Source organism: Baekduia soli (genome assembly GCF_007970665.1).
Taxonomy (GTDB): Bacteria; Actinomycetota; Thermoleophilia; order Solirubrobacterales; family Solirubrobacteraceae; genus Baekduia; species Baekduia soli.
The window spans coordinates 3,575,390-3,592,453 of record NZ_CP042430.1; the positions used below are offsets into that span (position 1 = coordinate 3,575,390).

The 17,064-nt window shown below is 74.5% G+C and carries 16 protein-coding genes; 2 read left to right on the plus strand and 14 right to left on the minus strand.

Features of this window, described 5'->3' with window-relative positions; genetic code table 11:
• Positions 1-3 precede the first annotated feature (3 nt).
• Genes FSW04_RS17175 through FSW04_RS17210 form a run of 8 tightly spaced genes read right to left on the minus strand, consistent with a single transcriptional unit; the run spans position 4 to position 9,481 of the window.
• Entirely contained in the window at positions 4-1,506 is a 1,503-nt protein-coding gene (locus FSW04_RS17175; RefSeq protein ID WP_146921466.1) for an O-antigen ligase family protein, read from the minus strand.
• Positions 1,503-2,684, minus strand: coding sequence for a glycosyltransferase family 2 protein (locus FSW04_RS17180; RefSeq protein ID WP_146921468.1), 1,182 nt, complete (start codon positions 2,682-2,684; stop codon positions 1,503-1,505). Before FSW04_RS17180 ends, FSW04_RS17175 begins: the two co-directional genes overlap by 4 nt.
• Positions 2,681-4,885 (minus strand): glycosyltransferase, encoded by a 2,205-nt coding sequence (locus FSW04_RS17185; RefSeq protein WP_146921470.1) that lies wholly within the window; start codon positions 4,883-4,885, stop codon positions 2,681-2,683. Before FSW04_RS17185 ends, FSW04_RS17180 begins: the two co-directional genes overlap by 4 nt.
• Positions 4,875-6,077 (minus strand): carboxylate--amine ligase, encoded by a 1,203-nt coding sequence (locus tag FSW04_RS17190; RefSeq protein WP_146921472.1) that lies wholly within the window; start codon positions 6,075-6,077, stop codon positions 4,875-4,877. The genes FSW04_RS17185 and FSW04_RS17190 overlap by 11 nt, the downstream gene beginning before the upstream one ends.
• The gene (locus FSW04_RS17195) at positions 6,074-6,754 is read right to left on the minus strand and encodes a nucleoside/nucleotide kinase family protein (protein ID WP_146921474.1); all 681 of its coding nucleotides are present in this window, start codon (positions 6,752-6,754) and stop codon (positions 6,074-6,076) included. The genes FSW04_RS17190 and FSW04_RS17195 overlap by 4 nt, the downstream gene beginning before the upstream one ends.
• Entirely contained in the window at positions 6,751-7,959 is a 1,209-nt protein-coding gene (locus tag FSW04_RS17200) for a glycosyltransferase (RefSeq protein ID WP_146921476.1), read from the minus strand. The genes FSW04_RS17195 and FSW04_RS17200 overlap by 4 nt, the downstream gene beginning before the upstream one ends.
• Positions 7,956-8,960, minus strand: coding sequence for a phosphotransferase (locus FSW04_RS26220; RefSeq protein ID WP_187368864.1), 1,005 nt, complete (start codon positions 8,958-8,960; stop codon positions 7,956-7,958). Before FSW04_RS26220 ends, FSW04_RS17200 begins: the two co-directional genes overlap by 4 nt.
• Positions 8,957-9,481: a hypothetical protein gene (locus tag FSW04_RS17210; protein WP_146921478.1), complete on the minus strand. Its 525-nt coding sequence runs from the start codon at positions 9,479-9,481 to the stop codon at positions 8,957-8,959. Before FSW04_RS17210 ends, FSW04_RS26220 begins: the two co-directional genes overlap by 4 nt.
• 53 nt (positions 9,482-9,534) lie before the next feature.
• On the opposite strand from FSW04_RS17210, the gene FSW04_RS17215 reads away from it, so the two are divergent.
• A complete protein-coding gene (locus tag FSW04_RS17215) occupies positions 9,535-10,620 on the plus strand; it encodes a phosphoenolpyruvate carboxykinase (ATP) (RefSeq protein WP_146921480.1) in 1,086 nt (361 codons plus the stop codon).
• On the opposite strand, the gene FSW04_RS17220 is transcribed toward FSW04_RS17215, so the two are convergent.
• From FSW04_RS17220 to FSW04_RS17240, 5 genes are read right to left on the minus strand one after another with little or no spacing between them, the layout of a single operon-like run.
• Positions 10,569-11,342 carry a nucleotidyltransferase family protein gene (locus FSW04_RS17220; protein WP_146921482.1) on the minus strand — a complete coding sequence of 258 codons (774 nt, stop codon included), beginning with the start codon at positions 11,340-11,342 and terminating at the stop codon, positions 10,569-10,571. The two genes, FSW04_RS17215 and FSW04_RS17220, sit on opposite strands and share 52 nt — an antisense overlap.
• A gap of 3 nt (positions 11,343-11,345) precedes the next feature.
• Positions 11,346-11,954 carry a sugar transferase gene (locus FSW04_RS17225; protein WP_228430529.1) on the minus strand — a complete coding sequence of 203 codons (609 nt, stop codon included), beginning with the start codon at positions 11,952-11,954 and terminating at the stop codon, positions 11,346-11,348.
• Positions 11,955-12,404 carry a hypothetical protein gene (locus tag FSW04_RS17230; protein WP_146921484.1) on the minus strand — a complete coding sequence of 150 codons (450 nt, stop codon included), beginning with the start codon at positions 12,402-12,404 and terminating at the stop codon, positions 11,955-11,957. It lies immediately after the preceding gene.
• A 2-nt stretch (positions 12,405-12,406) separates the two neighbouring features.
• Positions 12,407-13,192: a helix-turn-helix transcriptional regulator gene (locus FSW04_RS17235; protein WP_146921486.1), complete on the minus strand. Its 786-nt coding sequence runs from the start codon at positions 13,190-13,192 to the stop codon at positions 12,407-12,409.
• Positions 13,189-13,809, minus strand: coding sequence for a response regulator transcription factor (locus FSW04_RS17240; RefSeq protein ID WP_187368865.1), 621 nt, complete (start codon positions 13,807-13,809; stop codon positions 13,189-13,191). The genes FSW04_RS17235 and FSW04_RS17240 overlap by 4 nt, the downstream gene beginning before the upstream one ends.
• A 547-nt stretch (positions 13,810-14,356) precedes the next feature.
• Between FSW04_RS17240 and FSW04_RS17245 the strand changes: the two genes are divergently transcribed.
• Positions 14,357-15,427: an AfsR/SARP family transcriptional regulator gene (locus FSW04_RS17245; protein WP_146921490.1), complete on the plus strand. Its 1,071-nt coding sequence runs from the start codon at positions 14,357-14,359 to the stop codon at positions 15,425-15,427.
• Between the two features lie 19 nt (positions 15,428-15,446).
• On the opposite strand, the gene FSW04_RS17250 is transcribed toward FSW04_RS17245, so the two are convergent.
• Positions 15,447-16,994 carry an alginate lyase family protein gene (locus FSW04_RS17250; protein WP_146921492.1) on the minus strand — a complete coding sequence of 516 codons (1,548 nt, stop codon included), beginning with the start codon at positions 16,992-16,994 and terminating at the stop codon, positions 15,447-15,449.
• Positions 16,995-17,064: the final 70 nt, after the last annotated feature.

Sequence of the window (17,064 nt, forward strand, 5' to 3'; positions counted from 1 at the left end):
GGCTCAGGCGATCCGGCGGCGCACGGCTTCGCGGCGCAGCACCCAGATCGCCGCGTTGGCCAGGGCGACGAGGAAGAAGAAGTAGCGCTGGTAGGCGAGCTGGAGGAACACCCCGCTGGCCATGTACGCCACGAGCGCCAGCAGGAACGCCAGCGCCATCTGGGCGTGGCGCGGCTCACGGTCACGCCAGAGCACGTTGAGCCGCCAGAGCTGCAGCATCGTCGCGATGACGATCGCCAGGAACATGGCCACGCCGACGACGCCGACGTCGGCGGCCAGACCGAGGTACAGGTTGTGCGCTTGGCGATTGGTGCTCAGGAACCGCAGGTTGAGCTGGTTGGCGTACTCCTGGGAGTACTGGCGGAAGTACTGCCCCGGCCCCACGCCGAAGATCGGATGGTCGGCGAAGGCGTGGAACGCCGCGAGGTTCTCGGTGGCCCGCCCGACGACCGCGCCGTCGGCCGTGGAGTTGGTCGCCAGCGCGCTGTCGGCCGAGCTCAGGGTCTGCAGACGGCTGATGTAGTCGGGGGCCACCGCGAACGTCAGCGCCACCACCGCGACGAGCAGCCCCGCGACGTACCGGGCGCGGACGAAGCCCACGAGGGCCATCGCCAGGATCATCACGACGACCGCGATCGCGGCGCCGCGCGAGAAGCTCAGCATGATCCCGCACAGGGTGAGGACCGCGCACGCGCCGGCCACGACCTGCAGCCAGCGCCGGGCCTCGGAGCGCGCGAGGTACAGCGCGAGCGGGATGAGGACGATGAGGACCTGGGCGTAGCGGTTCTTCTCGCCGATCGGGCCGGCCAGGCGCGGGCGCAGCGACTTGCCGGTCACGCTCGAGCCGACGTCGAAGCCCGTCACGTCGATCTGGGCCAGGCCGAAGAGGTGGTTGCTGTAGCTGTGGGTGACCTCCTGCCAGACCGAGATCAGCCCCATGAGGGCGCCCATCAGGACGACGGCCCACATCACCAGGCGCATCGTGCGAACGGTCCTCACCGCGTTGGTCACCAGCACGAAGAGCAGCAGGCCCTCGGTGATGAACCCCGTGATCTCGCTGGTCGTCGCCGGCCCGGCGCCCGGGGCCAGCGTGGCCGACAGGACCAGCGCCGCCAGGTAGCCGACCATGAGGCCCAGGGCCGGGGTGACGACGAGCGGCTGGCGCCCCATCACGACATAGCCGAAGAACGGCAGCAGCAGCAGCGCGGCCAGGGCCGACGCCAGGGCCGACGGCAGGTGGGTCTGGTGGACGACGACGACCGGCAGGTTCAGGTAGAAGCCGGCGGCGAAGACCACGACGGCGCCGTCGGCGCGCAGCACGACCGCGGCGGCCAGCGGTACGAGCGACAGCAGGATGAGCGGCAGCGAGCCGAGCCCGACGGCGATGCCGAACAGGGCGGCGGCCAGCGGCACCGCGATGAGCTTGATCCGGCGGCGCGCGCCGGCGTGACGCGGCGCCCAGGGGGTGACCGGCGCGGGCGGTGCCGCGAGCCCGGTGGCGCTCATGTCTCCTCCTCCCGCTGGGGCTCCCAGCGGTTGACGGTGCGCCCGCGCAGGACGTTGCCCAGCGCCTGCAGCGAGGCCAGGTTGACCAGGCAGAAGTACGCCGGCAGGGCCAGGAGCCGGTGCCGGCCGGCCGGATGGCGGCCCAGCGCCAGGCCGGCGGCCCCGAGGCCGTAGACCCCGCCCTGGGCCAGCGCCGCCAGGCCGTACAGGGGCGAGCGGCGCGCCAGGCGCAGCGTGGCGGCGAACACGACGAGCAGCGGCACGGCCATGAGCCGGCGCAGCACCTTGTGCGAGAAGAGCTGGAGCGCGTAGAAGCCGTGGCGCCGGGGGTCGAGCAGTGCCCGGCGCACGAGCACGGCGTTGAGCCCGCGCGTCATGACGCGCACCTTGCGCCCGTACTCCACCGAGGCGCTGGACCCGACGGGCTCGAACGCCATCGCGCCCGGGGCGAACACGAGCCGGCGGCCCTGGTCGATGACCCCCGTGGACGTCGTGAAGTCGTCGGTGACGCCCTCGGGCACCTCGCGGAACAGCGAGCGGCGGATCGCGTAGATCGCGCCCGTGGCGGAGATGACGTTGCCCGCGTCGGACTCGGCCTGCTTGATCCTGCGGTCGATGTCCCAGTAGCCCCGCTCGCCGCTGGCGGCGCCGTCGAGGTCGCCGTCGTCGGGCAGGTAGCGCTGGTCGCCGGCCACGCCGCCGACCTCCTCGTCGGCGAACGGCGCGACGAGCTCGCGCAGCGCGTCGGCGGCGAACATCGAGTTGGCGTCGGAGAAGACCAGGATGTCGCCGGTGGCCTGCGCGACGGCGGCGTTGAGGACGCCGGCCTTGCCCGTGCGCGGCAGGTCGAGGACCCGAACCCGGTCGCCGTCCCCGGCGGCGGCCTCCGCGGCCCGGGCGACCGTCGCGTCGGTCGAGCCGTCGGAGGCGATGAGGATCTCGACGCGGTCGGCGGGGTAGTCGAGCGCGAGCAGGTTGGCGACCTTGGCGCCGATCGCGGCCTGCTCGTTGTGGGCGGCGATGACGATGGAGACCGTCGGGGTCACGGGGCCGCTGGCGAAGGCCCGCGGCCGGACGCGGGCCCGCGCGAGGATCACGAGCGGGAACGCGGCGTAGGTCCAGCCGATGAGCGCCGCGCCGCCCCAGAACGCGGCGTGCGAGGGTCGCCGGGGCGTCATGCGGCCATCCCCGCGACGTCGTCGCCGGAGGCGGCGGCCGCGGCCGTGGCGCCCATGTGCTCCAGCAGGCGGTCGATGCTGCGCTCCACGTCGAACTCGGCCTCGACGCGACGGCGCCCCTGCTCGCCGAGGCGGCGGCGCAGCTCGGGATCGGCGTGCAGGCGGGCCAGCGCGTCGGCGATCGCCTCGGCGTCGCCCGGCTCGGTCAGCAGACCGGCGACGCCGTCGACGACGAGCTCGGGAATGCCCGACAGGCGGCTGGACACGACGGGCAGGCCCGTGCTCATGCCCTCCATGAGCACGACGGGGATGCCCTCGCGCTTGCCGCCCGAGGTGGGCACGCTGGGCGCCACGAGCACGTGGGCGTCGCGCAGCTGCGCGGCGACCTCGGGGCCGGTCGCGGCGCCGAGCAGCTCGACGCTGCCGGTCAGGCCGCCCTCGGCGATCCGGGCCTCGAGCGCCTCGCGGTCCTCGCCGTCGCCGATGAAGCGGCAGCGGACCGGGATCCCGCGCTGCGTCAGCAGGCGGCAGGCCTCGACGAGGTGGCCCTGGCCCTTGACCTCGTGCAGCGTGCCGACGCAGACGATTCGCAGCGGGCCGTCCTGCGGCGGGCGGTCGCCGCCCCGGGCGGCGTCGAAGCGGCTCGTGTCCACGCCGGCGCGGATGATGTGGACCTTGTCGGCGAAGCGCCCGCCGCACTCGTCGATGATGAGGCGGCGGTTGTACTCCGACACGGTGGCCACGAACGCGGCCTCGGCGACCTTCTCGGGCAGCATCCGCCGTTCGACGTGCAGGTCGGAGCCGTGGCCGGTGAACGAGAACGGCAGGCCGGTCAGCCGGTGGATGATGAGCCCGGCGACGGCCGGGTGCGTGGCGAAGTGGCAGTGCACGTGCGTGACGCCGTCGCGCTGCATGAGGCGCGCCATGTGGGCGGCCTTGGGGAAGATGCCGATCCCCCCGACCATGAAGTTCAGGCTGCCGAACGTGCCGGTGATCACGTCGCGCAGCGCACCGAGGTAGGCCTGCGGGTCCCGGCGCAGCCAGTGCAGCTGGCTGGCGAGGACCGCGGGCGAGATCGCGGGCTGGTAGTGCGCGCGGTCCACGACGGCCTGGGCCTCGGGGTGCACGAGCGTCGCGCGCTCGCGCAGCAGCGGGTAGGTCTCGACGCGCACGCCGCGGCGCTCCATGGCCAGCAGCTCGGTGAGGATGAACGTCTCGCTGATCTTGGGGAAGCGGGACATCATGTAGGCCACGACCGGGGTCTGGCCGGGCGGCGGGACCGGGCGCGCCGCGGCGGCGGCGCCGCGCGGCGGCAGCGCGAGCTGGGCGCGCAGGACCGCCACGTTGGTGCGCCGGCCGACGTTGATGCGGTCCAGGCGCAGGGGATCGGCCGCCGCCAGGTCGTTGACCCCGCGGCGCGTGCTGAAGGCCAGCGGGATGCCGGCCTCGGCGACCATGGCCGCGGCGGCGTCCGACACGCCGCCGGAGGGATAGGCGAAGGCCGGCGCCGACGAGCCGGCCTCGCGGCGCAGGTCCTCGATCGAGCCGGCGATCTCCTCGCGCAGGGCGTGGTCGGGCAGGCGGTCCAGCCGCGGGTGCGTGCGGGTGTGCGGCGCGAGGTCGACGCCGGCGGCGCCGAGCGCGCGAAGCGCGTCCCAGCCCAGGACGCGGGCCGCGGGGTCGACGTCGACGCCCGCCTGGGTGGCAAGGTCGTCCACGAGCGCCATGGCGTCCTCGTGGGGCAGCGTCTTGACGTGCTCGCGCAGCGTCCGGTAGGCGGTCAGGCGCTCGTCGTCGCCCGTGAACACCAGGGTCCCCAGCGGCGTGCGCAGCGCCGCCGGCCCGCGCAGCACGGCCGCGTGCAGGCGGTCCCACCAGAAGCGGGCGTCGGTGTCGGGGTAGCCCGTGGGGACGAAGAGCACCGGCCGGATGCCGTGGGCGCGCAGGACGGGCCACGCGACGTCGCGGAAGTCGGTGTAGGCGTCGTCGAAGGTGACGAGCACCGCGCCCCTGCGCAGCGGGGCGCCGCCGGTCCGGGCCGCGAGCACGTCGGCCAGCCCGACCGCGCGGCCGCTGCGGGCCAGCCAGCGCATCTGGCGCGCAAAGCCCTGCGGGGTGGTGCTGACGATCCCGGGCGGGCCCTGGCCGGGCCCGGCGAGCCGGTGGTAGGTCAGGACCGAGAGCGTGCCCTCACGCCGCATGGCGGGCCTTCCCGAACAGGGCGCCGGCGACCTGGGCGACCTCGGCCAGCCCCGGCGAGGGGTCCTCGCGGCTGAGCACGTCGAAGCCGTCGCGCGGGTTGACGAGCCGCAGCGCGGCCGTCACGCCGGCGCTGCGCGGCGGCGAGGCCAGGAACGGGTAGCGGCGCGCGCGGCGCAGCACGGAGCCGATCCAGATGAGCTCGAGGCGCAGGTTGCGCGAGCGCACGCCGACACGCGGCGGCGGGCCGCCCGGCGGGGGGCCGCCCGTGTGCAGCCGGGCGAGGCCGAGCGGGAAGTCCGCGCCGCTCTTGACCGCCAGGGGCAGCGAGCCCCAGATGCGGCCGTTGATCTCCATCAGCGTCGCGCGGCCGTCACCGACGAGGAACTCGACCATGGCCAGGCCGGTCCACTTCAGCTCGCGCATGAGCCGGGTGGCCTGGTCGAGCATCGCGGGGTCCAGCGGCACGCTCTCGCGCAGCGCGCTGGCGCCGCCGGTGATCGGGACCTCGTGCAGGCGCCGGTGCTGGAAGGCGAGCAGGACCTCGCCGTCGTCGAGCAGCAGCTCGACGCCGTGGCCCTCCCCCGCGCGGTACTCCTGCAGCAGCACGGGCACGCGGCCCTCGAGGCCGGCCATGACCCGGGCCAGCACCTCGGGCGACTCGGCGTAGGTGACCTGGAAGCGGTCGACGCCGCCGGGGCGCACGACGCGCGACCGGGCCGGCTTGACGACCAGCGGCCAGCCCAGCGCCGGTGCCGCGGCCAGGGCCTCGGCGGTCGTGGCGACCAGTTTCGTGCGCGGGACGGGCACGCCCAGGCGCTGGGCCAGCGCGACGGTCGCGGCCTTGTCGGAGACCTGGTCCAGCGCGGCCGCGTCGGGCATCGCCAGGGCGCTGACGCCCGCGAAGCGCTCGCGCGCCGCCGACAGCGGCAGCAGCAGCTCGTCGCTGACGGGGATGATGAGGTCGATCCCGCGGTTGGTGGCCTCGGCGAGCAGGAGCTCGACGACGCCCTCGGGGTCCTGCAGCGGGTCGGGGTAGACGAGCGTGTGCGCGGCGAAGCGCGAGCGGAAGCCGGCGCTGGCCGCCGTGCTGTCGGCCGCGGTGACCTCCCAGCCGGCGCGGCCGAGCGAGCGGATCACGGCGATCGCGCTGCCGCGGCCCGCGTCGGTGACCAGCACGCGGCGCGCGCTCACCGCGCGGCCCCGTAGTCGCGGATGATCGTCTCGACCTGGCCGATGACGTCGGGCAGCGGCTGGGTGGCCGGCACCACGACGAAGTCCGCGAGCTCGGAGCCGAGGCGCAGGTAGTCCTCGCGGCGGCGGGTCAGCGACTGGATCGTCCCCTCCCCCTTGCGCGCGAACAGGACCTCTGCGGGCGCGTCGAGGAAGATCACGAGGTCGGGCTGCGGATAGGTCTTGGCCAGCAGCCAGCCGTGCACGCGGCGGCTCCAGGTCCGGTCCTCACCCGTGATGTCGGCCGCGTGGTAGTCGGCGACGAAGTGGCGGTCGAACAGCGCGATCGAGCCGCGGCGCTGGGCGCGCCACGCGATGCCCTGGCGGTACCACTCCTCGGCGAAGCGGTTGGTCAGCCGCAGCGATGAACGCACGGAGCGCTTGACGCGCTTGGGCAGGCTGGCCGGCTCCAGGCGCTTGGGCTCGCGCGGCCCGGCGGTGTCCGGCGGCGCCCCGCGGGCCTTCTTGATGCGGTGGGCCAGCCGCGTCGTCGGCAGCACGTGGTTGCTGGAGTCCACGCTGACGCCCATGTAGACGTAGATCAGCGGGAGGTCGGTCTGCTGCTCCAGCGCGCGGGCGACCGTCGTCTTGCCCGCGCCGTCACAGCCGATGAGCGCGACGGAGAACCCGCCGCTCACGCGCCCGCTCCCTCGCCGGGGGCCGAGGCCGCCACGGAAGCGGTCGCCGGGCGGCCGGCGGCCTCGTGCAGCACGGCGTCGACGCGGGCGACCGCCGACGGCCAGGAGAAGTGCTCGACGACGAACGCGCGTCCGGCGGCGGCACGGCGCTCGCGCTGCGCCGGATCGGCGAGCAGGTCGACGATGGCGGCGGCCAGCGTCGTGTCGTCCTCGGCGATGACGACCGGGGCCGCCGCGCTGCCGGCGACCAGGCCGGCGGCGGCGATCGGGGTGGTCACGACGGGGAGTTCCATGGCGAGTGCCTCCAAGAGCTTGTTCTGGATGCCCGCCGCGAAGCGCAGCGGCGCGCAGTAGACGGCCGCCTCCTCGAGGTGCGGGCGAAGGTCGTCGACGGTGCCGGTGACGGTCACGCCGCCGGCCTCCTGGGCGTCGGCACGCAGGCGCGCGAGCGGGTCTCGGCCGGCCAGGATGACGCCCGCGTCGGGGACCGACGCGCGCACGAGCGGCAGGATGCCGCGCACGAGGCGCTGGGCGGCGTCGTCGTTGGGGCGGTAGGCCATCGCGCCGGAGAACGCGATCGCGGGCCGGTCCGACGAGGCGCGGCCGCGCGTCCAGTACTCCAGGTCGACGCCGTTGGGGACGATCGTCCCGCTGCGCGCGCCGACGGCCTCGCGGTCGCGCTCGGACGCGAAGAGCAGGTGCGGCGTCTTGGTGACGATTCGCCGTTCGATGGAGCGGATCTCGGCCAGGCGCACGCGCAGCATCGCCCGGCGCCGGGTCTGCGAGGTCACCGCCAGCTCGCCGGCCAGCCGGATCGACGCGGCGTCGCAGACGTCGATGACGAGCGGCGTGTCGCCCACCGCCGACAGGACGGGGAACGTGTCCTTGCCGCTGACGAGCACGGCGTCGTAGCCGCCGCCGGCCATCTCGGCGGCCACGGCGCGGCGCAGCTCTCCGGCCGCCCGGCGCAGGCGCAGGCTGCGGGCGGTCGGGCTCGCGCCCGGCGCCCCTTCGCCGAAGACCTGCAGGCGGTCGACGTAGGGCGCCAGCTCGGGCCACGCCTCCTGCGGCACCGCCGGACGGCGGGTGAGCGACAGGTGGGTGATGTCGTGACGGGCCGACAGGCCGCGCAGGAAGTGGAAGTGGCGCAGGTAGCCGCTCGTCAGCGGCCACGGCACCTCGGCGGTCACGTACAGGAGCTTCATGCCACGGCCCGATCGGTCAGCGTATGACCCGCGGCCCCGGTCGCGAGCGCGAGGTCCCAGAGGGCGAGATGGCGGCCCGCGGCGTCGCGGTCGCCGATGCGGGGCGTCAGGCCCGCGGCCAGCGCGCCCGCGACGACGCGCGCGCAGCCGACGGCGACGAGCGCCCCGTGCAGCCCGGGGTCGACGCCCAGGCGCGCGAGGTGGCCGGCGACGACCTCCCCGGCCCAGGCCTGGCGGCCGTGGAAGGCCTCGGCGACGGCCTGCTCCGGCGGGCGGCGCGAGGCCGCCACGGCCGCGTAGGCGCAGAAGAAGGCGACGTCGTGGCCGGGAGGGCCCGCGTGCTCGGCGCGCTCGAAGTCCAGCACCCCGAGGCGGCCGTCGTCGTCGAGCAGCAGGTTCGGGTGGCCGAGGTCGCCGTGCTCGAAGACCCACGGCACCCCGGCCGCCGCCACGCGCTCGGCCAGCGGCAGCGTGCGGCGGGCGAGGTCGCTGACGAGGCCGTCGACGCCCGGGCGGGCGGCGAGCTCGCACAGCGGCCGGACCAGGACGCGCGCGACGGTCTCGGGCGCCGGCGGGGCGGCGGTGGCGGCCGCAAGGCGGTCACACCACGCCGTGACCTTGGCGACGACCCCCGCGCGGTCGGCGTGCACCACGGCCGTGCTGGCCGGGGTGCCGCGCAGCGCACGCTGGAGCAGCAGCGGGTGGTGCAGGTCCTCGTCGAACGCGACGACGCCCGGCGTGCTGCCGTCGTCGCCCAGGGCGGCCGCGACGGCGCGCAGGTTGGAGGCCTCGACGGCCAGGGCGCCGTCGTCGCCGGGCCGGCGCGGCAGCTTGGCGGCCAGGACGGGCGCCCCGTCGGCGCCGAGGATGAGGATCACCACGTGCGCCGACAGCGCGAACCGGGGCGTGATGAGCACGAACGGCGGGTCCTCGGGCAGGCCGAGGGCGTCGAGCGCCAGCGCAGCGCGGTGCTCACGGAGGTAGGTGGCGACGACGTTCATGACGGCACCCGGGCCACGACGACCGCGTGGTCGACGACCAGAGCGAAGAGGGGTGTACGCGCCAGCGTACGCGCCAGGCGCACCCGAAGCCGCAGGGCGGCGCCCGGGTCGCGGCGGTCCAGCGCATGGCGCAGGGCCTGCGACCGCATGGGAACGATCTCCCTGCAGCGCTGGACGTCGGGCCACATCCAGTGCGCGGCGACGTCCTCGAAGCCGCGGCGGCGCAGGCGGGCGGCGAGGCCGACGGCGGCCCGCCCACCGGCCTCGGCGACGATCCACGCGCCGGCGGGCGCGTGCTCGATGGCCTCGGCCATCTCGTGGCGCGTGCCGGTCAGCACGACGACATCGAACCCCTCGAGCTCGGTCGCGGGGGCGCGCTCGACGACCGTGCTGACCTCGCGCAGGGCGGCGAGCAGCTCGGGCTGGCGCGGCGCGGGGTAGGCGACCCGCCCGAGGTCGGGATCGGGCAGCAGGAACCGCCAGTCGACGCGACGGACGTCGGCATGCGCGGTAGGGCTCATGGTCGCGGTCATCGTCCACCTCCTCCGGTTCTGCAGCTACGGTTCGCGCCTCGATGCCCGAACGTCCTGATGTCGACTACAACCTGCACGGCCTGGCCGGCGTGCGCCTCATCGACGCCGACCCGCGGGACGTCGCGGCGGTCGACCGCCAGCTCGGGCCGATCCGCGGCGCCGTCGACGGGCCTCCGGACCTCATCGTCCGATTCGTCGACCGACTGGAGGTCCGCGGCAAGATCACGCTGCTGGGCCTCGACGACGCCGGGTTCACCGACGACGCGTTCCTCATCCTGCGCTCCAAGCACAAGGCGCGTGCGCGGGTCCAGCTGCCCCTGGAGCAGATCGGCACGCCGGGCGCCGAGATCGTGTGCGAGCGCGGCCTGCCGGCCGTGCCGCTGCTCATCGCGTGCCTGAACCTGAGCGTCCTGGGCCGCGGGGCGCTGCCGCTGCACGCCGCCGCGTTCGTCCACCGGGGCGTCGGCGTCGTGGTCACGGGCTGGTCCAAGGGCGGCAAGACCGAGGCGGTGCTGGCCTTCATGTCCCAGGGGGCGCAGTTCGCCGGCGACGAGTGGATCTACGTCGAGCCCTCCGGCGAGCGGGTGCACGGCATCCCCGAGCCGATGCGCATCTGGGACTGGAACCTGCGCCAGCTGCCCGCGCTGGGCGAGCGGGTGGCCAGGGGCGACCGCGCCAAGCTGGCCGCGCTGCGCACCGCGGGCAGCCTGGCCCGCGGGCGCCGCGGGCGCCGTGTCGGCACCCTGCTGGAGCGCCAGCGCCACATCGACGTGCCCCCGGAGCGCCTGTTCGACGACGCGGCGGTGCTGCTCACGGCCCCGTTCGACCGCCTCATGCTCGTGGCCAGCTGCGAGGGCCCGGAGACCACGGCCCGCCCGATCGACCCCGCCGAGGTCGCCGACCGCATGGCGGCCTCGCTCGACTACGAGCGCGAGCCGCTGGCCGCCGCCTACGCCCAGTTCCGCTTCGCGTTCCCCGGCCGGCGCAACGCGCTGCTGGAGGACGCGGGCCGACGCGAGCAGGCCTTGCTGCATCAGGTGTTCGCCGGCAAGCCGGCGTTCGCTGTCGATCATCCCTACCCCGTGGACCTGGCGCGCCTGTACGACGCGATGGACCCGCTCTGCTGAAGGCGCTGTGCCTTGCGCAGCACCTTGCGGACGCCGACCGTCAGCGTGCGCCGGGCCGGGCTGCTGCCCGGCCAGCGGTCGCGCAGCTGCGGCCCCAGGCGCGACAGCTCGTCCCACGCGCCCGCGTGGACGGCCTCGACCACGCGGCCGGTGTCCCAGCCGGGCGGGCAGGCCTCTTCGACCACGTCACGCAGCGGGCTGTCGCCCTCCCCGGCGCGGCCGGCGAGCACGAGCAGCTCGGCCGCCCGCTCCGCACGGATGCGGCCGCGGTCCAGGACCGCGTGCAGCAGCAGCGCCCAGAACGCGTCGGCCGGCGCCGGCACCCACAGGCCGTCGCAGCGCTCGCGCGCCGCCAGGACCGTGTCGGCCGCGCCCGTGGGCAGCTCGCCGTAGCGCCCGAAGGCCAGGGTCGTCACGACGTCGAGCTTGACGCGCTCGCCCGGCACGACGGTCTCGTCCACGAAGAACCGGTGCGGCTGGCGACCCCAGGAGTTCTGGGGGGGATAGCCACCCAGGGCCGCCAGCGCCCGTCGCAGCCCCCGGAGATCCGAGTGGCTGACGAGGAGGTCGACGTCGCCGTCGACACGATCGAGCTCGGCCGCTCCGCGCAGCAGGCACCAGCGCACGCCCTCGCGGTCGAAGGCCGCCAGGGGCGCGGCGATCGCGGGGTGCACGACGAAGGCCGACGCGCAGGCGCGGCGAGCAGAGGTCTCGGTGGACATGGGTCAGACTCCGGATCGGCGTACGACCGCGCCGAACGTGCGAAGCAACAGCTGCAGGTCATACATCAGCGAGGCCTTGCGGATGTAGGTCACGTCGAGGCGCAGGCGCTCGTCGAAGGTCATCTGCCCCCGGCCCTCGATCTGCCACAGCCCCGTCAGCCCGGGCGTCACGTCCAGGCGATGGGTGTGCCAGACGTCGTAGGTCGACGGCGAGAACGACGTCGGCCGCGGGCCGACGAGCGACATGTCGCCGCGCACGACGTTGAACAGCTGCGGCAGCTCGTCCAGGCTCGTGGCCCGCAGGAACTTGCCGACGCGGGTCACGCGCGGGTCGTCCGGGATCTTGAAGTCCGGCGGCGGCAGGATGTTGAGGTGCGCGAGGCTCGCCTTGAGCTCCTCGGCGTTGGCCACCATCGTCCGGAACTTGTACATCCGGAAGCGCCGGCCGTCACGCCCGGTGCGCAGCTGGCCGAAGACGGCGGCACCGGGGGTGTCGAGGCGCACGGCCAGCCAGCACACCGCCAGGATCGGCAGCATGAACAGCAGCAGGGTCGAGCCCAGGACGATGTCCATGGCCCGCTTGCTGACGCGGTATCCACGCCGGGCCTGCATCTACATCTGCTCCGATTCGTGTGCCGGCTCCAGCGCGGGCGCGGACGTGCCGCGGACGCGCTCGGTCCGGCCCTCCGGCTGGCGCTCGACGGCGGCGCGCAGCGCGTTGGGCGTCACGCCGTGCGCCGGGAAGCACGCCATGCGCAGCCCGTCGAACGGCAGCAGGTCGGGAACGTCGCGCCAGAGCCGCGACACGAGCGCCTCGGCGGCGTCCTGGTCGGTCTCGGGCAGCAGCACGTACAGCGCATCGCGGTGGACCCACACCGTGTCGATGCTCCGCAGGGTCTCCTCCAGGCGCGCGGCGGCGCCGGTCAGCGCGCGTCGTGCGCGCCATCCGGATCCGACGGTGCCCGACTCGACCCGCAGGAGGGTGGCCTTGTGGTCGCCCCTCCGGCTGCGGTCGATCTCACGGCGCAGCTCGTCCCAGGGATCATCCGTGACCCGGGGCATGGTTAGCGAACCGATTCCGTGGCACCGAAGCGGTGCCCGTTGACATGGTGGACGCGGCCGTTGGAGTGGTCCTTGGCGACGACGGGCGGCGCGAGGGCCGGCGCGAGGGCCGGCGCCGGCGCGGCGGGGCGGGCGCGCAGCGAGTCGTTGAGCAGCACATAGCGGCTGGCCTCGGTGCGGTTGGAGACGCCGAGCTTGCGGAAGATGTTCGACAGGTGGAACTTCACCGTCTGCTCGGTCACCCACAGGTCGCGGCCGATGCGGGCGTTCGTGTGCCCCTCGGCGACGCAGCGCAGGATCTCCATCTCCCGGTTGGTCAGCGGGGTGCTCGGCGCGGCCGGGACCGCCGCGACCGGCGCGGGCGCCTCGGCGGCCGGGGCCACCTCGGCGAGCGGAACGGTCAGCTCGGCGTCCTGGTCGCCCTCGGCGTCGGCATCGCCCGCGATGAGCAGGTCGAACGGCGCAGCGCTGAGCGTGCGCGACAGGCACACGGTGGCGCCCGCGGCGAGCAGCTCCTCGAGGACGTCGGACTCCAGGCCGGTGGCCAGGACGAGGACGATCGCGCCGGGACGCTCCTCGGAGACCATGGCGAGCCGCTCCAGGGTGCGCTCGGCGGCGTCGGAGCCGTCGAGCAGGACGATGTCGGGACGTGCCTCGCGAAGGGCCCGGCGCACGCCGGAGCCGGCGTCGCGGACGCCGAAGACGGCGACCTCCGACGTGTACTTCAGTGCCATCCTCATGGTGGTCACGAGGAATGCGTCCTTGCCGACGATGAACATGCGCTTCATGCGTTGCCTCCCAGATGTGCCGTGGTGCGAGAAGCCGCGGGGCGGTACTCGCGTCCTTCGCGAATCAGTGCGGGGAGCTCGCTCCGCGAGCGGACCCCGAGCTTCGAGAACCCAGAAGAGAGATGGCTCTTGATCGTGCTCTCGGCGAGATGCAGGCGGGTGCCGATCTCGACGTTGGTCAGGCCGTCGGCCGCGAGCTCGAGCACCTCGCGCTCACGGGTCGTCAGCGGCTGACGGCCGAGCACGCTGCGATCGGTCAGCGGGACCACCGCGTGACCCAGCGAGACGGCCCGGACGACCGCGGCCAGCGACATCGCCAGCTGCGACTCGAGGACGACGCCGTCGGCGCCGGCCTTCAGCGCCTCGCGGACCGCCGCGGCGCGATGGTCGCGCAGCGTCATGACCACGCGGGTGCGCGGCAAGAAGGCCCAGAGAGCGCGGATGGTCGCGGCGGGGTCATGACCAGAGCCGTCAAGGAGCACCAGCACGTGCGGATGGCACGTGGTGCTGAGCTCCTCGAGCTCATCGAGGTCCTCGACGCAGGCGACCACGTCGATCCCCTGGCGCGCCAGGGTGTCCTCGACCCGCTGCGACATCGCCCGGCCGCCCAGCGCCACGACGATGGGATCCATGGCGGCGGTCGGGACGTCCGCGAGCGGCTCGGCCAAGGCCGCCTTCAGCATCGAACGCCACCCGCCGCAGAGCGGCGCGTGAGCGTGCCCAGATCCGCGTCAGGCGCGCAGGCGCAGGCCTGCGTCACCGCCCGCCGGGCCTGGTCCCGCCCAGCGCCCGCGAACGTAGGTGCCAGCCGTGGCTCGTTCGGCCGTGCATCCTTGATCACGATCATCCCCCAGATTCCGTTCCCCAGATGTGACTCCGTCGCTGCTGTCCGTGAGCGACGGAACGAGATGGGTACGGTAGGCCCAGGACGCCAGATTCTTGTTGACCTGGTTGTTAAATACTTGTTTTGTGGGCCGATCTACGATTGATTGTGCAAACGAAGCTGCACGCTAATTGCTGCATTCCGGTCCGAAGCCGGACCGATGACAGACCTTCACCATGGACGGCGAAACCTCACCAAACCCGGCCGCCGAGCCCACCGACCTGGCCTTCCAGGGCCATCCTTATGGGCTGATCCTCTCGGATCGTCACGGAGCTGTGAACGTGGCCAATCGGGCCGCGGGGACGCTCGTGGGTACCGGACCGGAGCTCGAGCCGGGAACCCCGGGGACGGTCTGCGACCTCATCGGCTGCCGTCGCCCCGGCGGCCCGCTCGAGAGCGCCTGCCTGCACGAGCTGGCCGCCGAGCGCGACGGGCCCCTGCCCGAGGTGCGCATCGACCTGACGAAGGGTGCGGCGGCGTCCGCGGCCTGGGTGACCGTCGCGCGCGTGTCCGCGACGCCCGAGCTCGTCCTGACCGAGATGCGACCCGGCCGCGCCGAGGACCGGCGCCGGCGTACCGCACCGCACTGGACGACGGGACCGCGCCTGCGGGTCATCACGCTGGGCCGCACGCGCCTGCTGGGCAACGAGGGGCCGATCGAGGGCCGCTGGCTCTCCAACCGGTCCGGGCGCATCCTCAAGTTCCTCGTGGCCCAACGCCACCGCACGGTCTACACGGATGAGATCGCCGAGAAGCTCTGGCGCGAGAGCACCCCGGCCAGCGTCAAGGCGCTGCGCTACTTCGTGCACATCCTGCGCACCGACCTCGAGCCCGAGCGCCAGGGCCGCGGCAAGTCGTCCTTCGTGCTGGCCGAGCCGGGCGGCTACGCCCTGGACCGGTCCAACGTGGAGATCGACGCCGACGAGTTCGAGGCCCACGTCGCCGCGGGCACGGAGGCCGGGCGCGCCGGCGACCACGTCACGGCCATCCAGCGCCTCGCCGCCGGCGTCGCGCTCTACGGCGGCGACTTCCTCGCCGACGAACCCTACGCCGAGTGGGCGCTGGACGAGCGCGACCGGCTGCACAACCTCGCCGCCGACGCGCTGCGCACGCTCGTGCGGCTGCGCCAGGGCCAGGGCCAGGACGACCCGGAGGGCGTCCTGGCCGACCTCGAGCGCCTCACGACGCTCGAGCCCTTCGACGTCGAGGCCCACGCGGACCTGCTCGCCCTGCTCGTCCAGCGCGGCCGCCGCAGCGAGGCGGTGCGTCGCTACCAGGCCCTGCGCCACCGCATGCTCAGCACGTTCAACGAGGACCTCGGGTTCTCCCTCGCGGACATCGCCCTGCGCTGAGCGTCGCGGCGCGCGCATCTCAGCCGAACACCCAGTCCGTCCAGCCCATGATCTTGCCGGGCTCGGCCGGCGTGGTCTCCGGCAGGGACGCGTGGTAGGCGTGGTTGAGGACCCAGGGCTGCCACTCGTCGTCCTGGGACGCCCACCAGCCGCCGTAGGCCTGATCCAGGCGCTTGAGGAACAGCGCGGCGCGCAGGACGGCCTGGTTGGACCAGTTGAACGCGTCGTAGCCGCGGCGCGAAAGCAGCTGGGCCTCGACGACGACGCCCTGCATGGCCTCCCAGGGGTAGTTGGTGTGGCACGGCGGCGTCGCCAACGCACAGCCGCGGCGCATGTCGTCGGCCAGCGCGCCGTCGATGACCAGGCCGTTCTTCGACGCGCCGGCGGGCTGGACGCCCACCGGGTTGCGGGGATCGACCTGCCATGACATGTCGCCGTAGTTGAACCCGCTGTAGGCCGAGCGGTCGCCGAGCCAGCCGCGGAACACCGTCGCCGCGCGGTCGAGGTCGGCGGTGTCGCCCAGGTAGGCGTCGGCGGCGACGCGGCTGGCGCCGGCCATCGTGCCCCAGTTGTTCGGGCGCTGCTCGCTCGTCGAGATCAGCGTGTCGCCGCTGAGGTTCTCGGTGCGGACCGCCGACAGCCACGCGCGGAAGCGGGCGTCGGTGGCGGGATCCGCGCCACCGAGGCCGATGAGGTCGGCGGCGATGACGTAGGACGCGAGGTTGCGCCCCAGCGCCAGGGTCCGCCCGCCGCGCTCGGTCCCGATCGCCGCGGCGATGTCGGCGACGGTCTTGGCCCGGTAGGCGGCGTTGCCGGTCCGGGCGTAGACCAGCGCGGTGGCCAGCGTGCTGATGTCGTGCGACGAGTTCTGGTCGGAGATGTCGGCCGTGCCCGGCGAGGCGTCGGCCGCGGCCTTCATCGCCTGCCACGCGGGACCGGAGGTCGGGCGCGAGGCCAGCTCGGCGGCGGTCGTCCACAGGCCCACGACCGGGCCGGCCGACGGGGCGCCGGAGGCGGGGCCGACGGCGGCCTGCGGCGTGGCCACGGCAGGGCCGGCGGTGCGGGTCACGCTCACGACGAGCCGCGGACCGCCCTTGGAGGCCTCGCGGCTGGGCAGGCGGATGACGCCCGAGCTCGAGGACGTCAGGACGAGCGACAGGGGCCGGCCGGGCACCGCGGCGCGGGTGACGTCGAGCGACAGCCGCCGGCAGGCGACGTTGCGCGCACGCCGGGCGCGCGTCGCGCACGCGGCGCGGTGCCGCAGATAGGCGACCTGCGCCCCCACGCGGGGCGTCGAGCCGGGCCCGGTGGCCGACTCGTCCAGTGGCGAGCCGATGGCGACGCGCACGTTCAGCGACGAGGGCCAGGCCCGGCCCCCGCTGAGGCGCAGCACCGCGCGGTCGACGCGGGAGCCGGCCGGCACGTCGAAGGTCAGGTAGCTGCGCCAGTGGGCGCGGCCGCCGACGCGGAGCACGTGGTTGGAGCCGGTGGCGGCCGACGGGTGGGCCGGGCTGACGCTGCGGTCGGCGGCGGGCGCGATGGGCGTGCCGCTCGCGGCCGAGGCCACGCCTGTCAGGACGAGGGTGGATAACGGGAGGCCGAACGCTCCCAGGACACGGACAGTGCAACGGGACATG

What these genes read in the sequence shown, in the direction of transcription:
- FSW04_RS17185 (WP_146921470.1), bottom strand. Translation starts at nt 4,885, where the DNA reads ATGCGGCGTGAGGGCACGCTCTCGGTCCTGACCTACCACCGGCTCGCC.
- FSW04_RS17200 (WP_146921476.1), bottom strand. Translation starts at nt 7,959, where the DNA reads ATGAAGCTCCTGTACGTGACCGCCGAGGTGCCGTGGCCGCTGACGAGC.
- FSW04_RS17230 (WP_146921484.1), bottom strand. Translation starts at nt 12,404, where the DNA reads ATGCCCCGGGTCACGGATGATCCCTGGGACGAGCTGCGCCGTGAGATC.
- FSW04_RS17175 (WP_146921466.1), bottom strand. Translation starts at nt 1,506, where the DNA reads ATGAGCGCCACCGGGCTCGCGGCACCGCCCGCGCCGGTCACCCCCTGG.
- FSW04_RS17180 (WP_146921468.1), bottom strand. Translation starts at nt 2,684, where the DNA reads ATGACGCCCCGGCGACCCTCGCACGCCGCGTTCTGGGGCGGCGCGGCG.
- FSW04_RS17225 (WP_228430529.1), bottom strand. Translation starts at nt 11,954, where the DNA reads ATGCAGGCCCGGCGTGGATACCGCGTCAGCAAGCGGGCCATGGACATC.
- FSW04_RS17215 (WP_146921480.1), top strand. Translation starts at nt 9,535, where the DNA reads ATGCCCGAACGTCCTGATGTCGACTACAACCTGCACGGCCTGGCCGGC.
- FSW04_RS17220 (WP_146921482.1), bottom strand. Translation starts at nt 11,342, where the DNA reads ATGTCCACCGAGACCTCTGCTCGCCGCGCCTGCGCGTCGGCCTTCGTC.
- FSW04_RS26220 (WP_187368864.1), bottom strand. Translation starts at nt 8,960, where the DNA reads ATGAACGTCGTCGCCACCTACCTCCGTGAGCACCGCGCTGCGCTGGCG.
- FSW04_RS17210 (WP_146921478.1), bottom strand. Translation starts at nt 9,481, where the DNA reads ATGAGCCCTACCGCGCATGCCGACGTCCGTCGCGTCGACTGGCGGTTC.
- FSW04_RS17235 (WP_146921486.1), bottom strand. Translation starts at nt 13,192, where the DNA reads ATGAAGCGCATGTTCATCGTCGGCAAGGACGCATTCCTCGTGACCACC.